Source organism: Clostridium sp. (assembly GCF_021443865.1).
Classification (GTDB): Bacteria; Bacillota; Clostridia; order Clostridiales; family Clostridiaceae; genus Clostridium.
In genome coordinates, this window is record NZ_JABUTB010000107.1 from 1 (window position 1) to 6,125 (window position 6,125).

General features: G+C 26.0%; 8 protein-coding genes and 1 pseudogene. 5 read left to right on the forward strand and 4 right to left on the reverse strand.

Translation table 11 applies throughout. From position 1 onward, the window contains the following. The 3 genes from HUJ77_RS13850 to HUJ77_RS13860 all read right to left on the reverse strand — a co-directional run. Positions 1-845 (reverse strand): CotH kinase family protein (locus HUJ77_RS13850; protein ID WP_291709581.1); only part of this gene is annotated, 845 nt, incomplete at its 3' end. A 20-nt stretch (positions 846-865) separates the two neighbouring features. After that, positions 866-1,540, reverse strand: a complete 675-nt coding sequence (locus HUJ77_RS13855; RefSeq protein ID WP_291709583.1) for a DUF4956 domain-containing protein — start codon at positions 1,538-1,540, stop codon at positions 866-868. A gap of 23 nt (positions 1,541-1,563) precedes the next feature. After that, positions 1,564-2,253, reverse strand: a complete 690-nt coding sequence (locus HUJ77_RS13860; RefSeq protein WP_291709593.1) for a polyphosphate polymerase domain-containing protein — start codon at positions 2,251-2,253, stop codon at positions 1,564-1,566. A gap of 147 nt (positions 2,254-2,400) precedes the next feature. On the opposite strand from HUJ77_RS13860, the gene HUJ77_RS13865 reads away from it, so the two are divergent. The 4 genes from HUJ77_RS13865 to HUJ77_RS13880 all read left to right on the forward strand — a co-directional run bounded on the left by HUJ77_RS13865 (position 2,401) and on the right by HUJ77_RS13880 (position 5,063). After that, positions 2,401-3,072: a response regulator transcription factor gene (locus tag HUJ77_RS13865; protein WP_291709585.1), complete on the forward strand. Its 672-nt coding sequence runs from the start codon at positions 2,401-2,403 to the stop codon at positions 3,070-3,072. Positions 3,073-3,074: 2 nt separating this feature from the next. After that, positions 3,075-4,274 (forward strand): ATP-binding protein, encoded by a 1,200-nt coding sequence (locus HUJ77_RS13870; protein ID WP_291709587.1) that lies wholly within the window; start codon positions 3,075-3,077, stop codon positions 4,272-4,274. Positions 4,275-4,399: 125 nt separating this feature from the next. Beyond that, entirely contained in the window at positions 4,400-4,624 is a 225-nt protein-coding gene (locus tag HUJ77_RS13875; protein WP_291709589.1) for a hypothetical protein, read from the forward strand. A gap of 31 nt (positions 4,625-4,655) precedes the next feature. Next, positions 4,656-5,063 (forward strand): secondary thiamine-phosphate synthase enzyme YjbQ, encoded by a 408-nt coding sequence (locus tag HUJ77_RS13880; RefSeq protein WP_291709591.1) that lies wholly within the window; start codon positions 4,656-4,658, stop codon positions 5,061-5,063. Between the two features lie 46 nt (positions 5,064-5,109). Here the strand turns inward: HUJ77_RS13880 and HUJ77_RS13885 are convergent, their stop codons facing one another. Beyond that, complete coding sequence (locus HUJ77_RS13885) at positions 5,110-5,523, reverse strand: EamA family transporter (RefSeq protein ID WP_291709595.1); 414 nt, start codon at positions 5,521-5,523, stop codon at positions 5,110-5,112. A gap of 391 nt (positions 5,524-5,914) precedes the next feature. Here HUJ77_RS13885 and HUJ77_RS13890 point away from each other — a divergent pair. Next, a pseudogene (locus HUJ77_RS13890) lies at positions 5,915-6,125 on the forward strand (hypothetical protein); the annotation flags it as partial.

Sequence of the window (6,125 nt, forward strand, 5' to 3'; positions counted from 1 at the left end):
ATATTGTTTCCACCTTGAGAGTTATCCATATTAGGAGGAGCCATATTGTTTCCACCTTGGGGATTATCCATATTAGGTGGAACCATATTATTTCCACCTTGAGAGTTATTCATATCAGGTGGTGCCATATTTCCTCCATCTTCAACATTATTCATATCAGGTTTCATACCTTGATTCATATTTTCATTATTTTGGCCTTTAGCGTTCATATTATTTCCATCAGGTTTATATAAGTTTCCTGATAAGGAGCCATAGTTTCTTTCAATAAACTCTTCTTCAATTACTTCTACAGCAAAGTATACCCCCCATTCTTCACCATTTACTTTTATATTTGTAAAGGCAAAGGCAGGTGTAGGAACTCCCATTTTATCTAGTAAATCATAGGATAGATATTCCTTCATATAAGTTGCATCAGACATTACATTATTTAATGCAATTTTACTTAATCCATCTAAGGTTTGTCCTTTTACATATTCATCGAATTTTACTTTAAAGCTATATCTATCAGTAGTACTATCATTGGCAATCATAGATAAACTAGAATTTCCTTTTGTTCTAATACCAACATTATTGTACTTAGTTCCATTAACAGTAATATTAGCATTTACATATTCTTCATTTATAGCATTTTCTAATAAGGAATTCCAAGTATCTTCATTAATTTCTAAATCAATTTCGGTTACTTTTTCCTTATTAAAGACAGTATCAATATAAGGAAAATTAGTAGCAGAGTTTGAATCTTTATTAGTAATATTATTAGAATTAACATAAATTAAAGTAGTGAAAATTACAGCAATAGCAGTTATTGTAGCTATAATAGCATTTATATATTTATTTGAAATCATTTTTAACACCACCTTATGGGCTAATTCATATAGTCTCCATTATAACTTACTAAAACTACATTATTAACTCCTTCTAAATTGTTAATTTCATTAACAAACTTAGTTGACATTTCCTTTAATCTAATTTCAATAGTAATCTCAATACCATTGCTAGCAGATACAGTTTTAGATTTTATAACATGTTTCTTTACAGATTTATTTATATGCTCCATTGCTAAAGTTTCACTATTTTCATCATTACAATTTACTATTAGTATATATGGATTATCTGAACTCTTTTTATTTACAAATATAAGTAATATAATTCCTATGAAAACAGAACCAAATACAGCTAGTGGAATAAGGCCAGCTCCAAGAACTATACCAATACTAATTGACCAAAAAATAAAGGCTATATCTAAGGGCTCTTTAATTGCTGATCTAAATCTTACAATTGATAAAGCACCAACCATACCAAGGGATAATACAACATTTGATGTAACTGCTAGTATAATAAGTGTTGTTATTAAAGTCATAGCAATTAGTGATACACCAAAGTTTTCAGAGTACATTACACCTCTAAAAGTTTTCTTATAAACTAAGAAAATAAATAATCCTATTACAAAGGCAAGAGCAAGTGCTATAACCATATCAAGAATTGAAAATGAAGAAGCTTTTTCTAAAAAGCTAGATTTAAAAATATCATTAAAAGTCATTTTTGTTACCTCCAAAATATAAATTATACTGTAAATAATCGACAAGCTGCATATTTTGATACAGCAGTTTGACTACGGATATTAGTTTGAATAAGATCTCTTATTATGTCAGGAAGAAAATTATCATATTTAATTTCTAAAATTATTGGATTTTCATTTATTAAACCTAAGGTTGGAAGATTAGCATCAAAGATATTTGTAGAATATAATCCACTCTTTAAGTTGCTATCTATAGTTATTCTCACATTTCCAGCCTTGAAGATATAAGCTTCTCTAGTATAATCAACTATGGTCTTAGGTTTAAGGCATTGATACTTTAGTTTACAATAAAATTCTTTTAAAACATCCTTATTGGAATCCTTTAAAAATTCAATACCTCCATTTAATATTTTTTCAGAATCTTCCTTAGTTAATGAAGCAGAGGATTTATAACATAACCCATTACTTTTACTCTTTTTTTCAAGCTTAATAAAAGAAGGATCATTATTATAAAATCTAATTCTAAATTTTTCTCTATTATTAAATCCATTAATTTTTTCCATTAAAGCTTTATCAGAATAATTATCAAAATATAAGCTTCTTATATGATAAACACCATCATTTCCTGCATTTTTATCTAATGTTGCAAAATGTTTAAGTCTATTTTTTATAGAAAGATAATCAGAATAATTGATAAAAACTTTAATTTCATGTCTTGGTTTTGTCATAAAAATTTCACCTCCTATCAAAATAATACTAGTATAGCAACCTTAATATAGTCTTAAATTTAATTTTATTTTAAGGTTTCTGTGGTAAAATTTTATTGTGTAATAATTAAGATGAAAAAATAGTAAAAACACTTTAATTATGGAGGTAATAAAATGAAACTACTTTTAATTGAAGATGAAAGAGAATTATCAGAAGCTTTAGTTCAAATACTAACTAATAATAAATACACTGTAGATGCAGTTTATGATGGGGAAGATGGACTGAATTTTGCACTAACAGATGTATATGATGTAATAGTATTAGATATAATGTTACCTAAATTAGATGGGCTAAGCATATTAAAAAAGTTAAGAAAAGAAGGAATTCTCACCCCAATAATTATGCTGACGGCAAAGACTCAAATAGAGGATAGAGTTTTAGGGTTAGATTTAGGAGCAGATGATTATTTATCAAAACCATTTGCTTCAGAAGAATTATTAGCTAGGCTTAGATCTATAACTAGAAGAAAAGGTAATGTTATTAATGAAAATATATTAACTTATGGGGATATAAGATTAAATATAAATACTTATGATTTAGATGCAAATGATGAAAGTATAAGATTAACCTTAAAAGAATTTGAAATTATTAAATACTTTATGGAAAGGCCAAAATGTGTTGTTAGTAAAGATGATTTAATAACTAAGCTTTGGGGATTTGATTCAGAAGTTGAGTACAATAACATAGAGGTTTATATTTCATTTATAAGAAAGAAATTATCTTACTTAAAGTCTAAAGTAAATATAGTAACAATTAGAGGTGTTGGATATAGATTGGAGGACTAAGCTTGTTTGATAAATTAAAGAAAAAATTTATATTAATTAATATGTCTTTATTGACTATGGTTTTTGTTTTAATCTTTGGAACAATTTATATATCAACATCTATAAGTATGGATAAGGACTTAGAACATGAATTAAATAACACTATGTCTAATCCTAGAAAACCAGGACCAAATTTTCCTATGATGAATGATAGTGTAATTATTGAATTAGATTCGGATAATAACATAGCAAAGGTTACTAGCTATACAGAAATTGATGAAAATATACTTAAAGATACTATATATACAATAATTAATAATGAAAATAACTTAGATAAAATTAAAATAGATGGAAATAGTTATGGATATTTAAAGGAATATACTCCTAAAGGGGTAAAAATAGTTATTATGAGTAGAGAACCACAAATTAGTGTATTAAATAATTTATTAAGAGTATTTATAGCTATTGGTGGTATAAGTCTTATTTTACTATTATTTATAAGTATTTATTTAACCAATAGAAGCATTAAGCCTATAAAAGAAAGTTTTGAGAAGCAAAAGCAATTTATAGCAGATGCTTCACATGAATTAAAAACACCATTAACTATTATTAGCACAAACACATCTTTAGTGTTATCTAATAAAAATAAGACAGTAGAAAGTCAAAGTAAATGGCTTAATTACATAGATAATCAAATTGAAAGAATGGCTAAGCTTATAGATGAAATGTTATCCTTAGCAAAGTTAGATACAGGAAAAGAACTAGAAGAATTCCAAGTCTTTAATATTAGTAAATTAATTAATAATGTGTTATTAACCTTTGAAGCAGTATTTTTTGAAAATAATATTCAATTGTCATCTAATATAGAAGATGATATAACCATAAAAGGAGATAGAGAAAACATTAAAAAAGTATTTATTATATTATTGGATAATGCAATTAAATACACTAATAAAAATGGGAAAATAGATGTAGAACTAAATCATGATAAAAACAAGATAAAGTTAAAGGTTAGAAATACAGGTGAGGGAATAAAAAAGGAAGATTTAGATAAAATTTTCGAGAGATTTTATAGAGTAGATACATCAAGAGCTAGAGAAACTGGAGGTTATGGTTTAGGACTATCAATAGCTAAGTCTATAGTTGAAAGTCATAATGGGAAAATATATGCTGAAAGTAATATTGGGAAAGATACAACATTTATAGTAGAATTTAATCTTTAATATAGCTATTACGAGAATAATTCTAATTAACTTTGGTTGAATTTATTATGGTAAAGAGTTAGAATTTTATTTAATAGAATATGGAAATTTAGGTTCCAGATAGATTTAATTAGTAGGAGATTATTATGAATGATAGAGATTATATAGAAAAGGAAACAAGAATACTTTACAAGTATATATTAGATGATAATGAAAAGTTTGATAATAAAAAACAGCTATATGCAAGAATATATAACAATATAAAGTATACTGCAAAATGTGATATAGGCGGATTAGAGACATTAGGTTTGTCTACAACTGAAATAAAGAATATTATTAAAGAGGTAATAGAGAATTATAAAGAAAATTAAAAAGAATTATTAAAAAGAGGAGGGGTTTAATTTGTCAAAGGTTTTTAAACATAGTTTATCAATAAGTGATAGGCAAACTATGATTGATATAACACATATTATAAATGAAGATTTAAAAGCTTCAGATGTAAGTGAAGGTATTATGGTAGTTTATTGTCCCCATACTACTGCGGGAATAACTATTAATGAAAATGCTGATCCAGATGTTGTAAGAGACATGATATATGGTTTTGAAAAGGTATATCCAACAGTTGATAAGAACTATAGGCATTTTGAAGGGAATTCACATTCTCATATGAAATCTACAACTATAGGAGCTTCTCAAAGTTTAATAATAAATGATGGAAAAGTAATTCTTGGAAGGTGGCAGGGGATTTACTTTTGTGAGTTTGATGGACCAAGAAATAGAGATTTCTATGTAAAAATAATAGAAGGATAATATAATAAAGAAGAAACTCAGAAGGTTCTGAGTTTCTTTTTTATGGTTATAATATCATAATGAAAGTACCTATAGTAATAAATATTCCACCTAAAATAGTTTTGAAACTAGCAGCCTCTTTTAATATTACAAAGGCTAAAACCATAGTTATTACAACACTAAATTTGTCAATTGGAACTACTTTAGATGCCTCTCCAATTTGTAAAGCTTTGTAGTAAAAGAGCCATGAAAGGCCTGTTGCAATACCAGATAGAATTAGGAATATCCAGCTTTTTTGAGTTATGTTGCTAATTTGATTAATGCTACCATTAACTAATACTATTCCCCACGCCATTATTAAAACAACAACTGTACGAATTGCAGTAGCTAGATTTGAGTTTATGTTTTCTATTCCTATTTTAGCTAATATTGAAGTAAGAGCAGCAAACAAAGCTGATAATAAAGCATAAATAATCCACATTTGAAATACTCCTTTTGAATTAATCTTTTTTAACAATATAAATTTCCTCCATATAAAGTGTGATTATAATATAATTATATAATATCAAAAACTATAAAGAAAGGTGATGATAAATTATGAAAGTAGGAGTTATTTCTGATACCCATAATTTATTATGGGAAGAGGATATATATAATTCATGAAATAAATATTAATAAAATTAATTTAAATAATTAAAATATACATAAAGTACAAATTATAAGCATTATATATAATAAAGACTTATTTTAATTGCAAATATAATATAATTATAATTATTTTATAAAAAACTATTAAGATTGAATAAAAAAAGAGGAGAACTGTATTAGAGTATAGAATTAGTAACTGTATCACATTTTATGGAGGGGGTAGTATGCTATTATCAACTAATCCAGCAGTTAGGCTATACGAAATTTTAAGTAAATCAAAAGAATTATGCAGTAATAATGCAAAAAAACAAAGTAAGTTTAGAACTGTGGAGTCAGTTATTGCTCAAGTTTTTGACTTAGATATTAAGGATGATGAGAAGGTATTTAAAGCTATTATCCAAATAATTCAAATGATAGAGAATATAAAAAAACTTA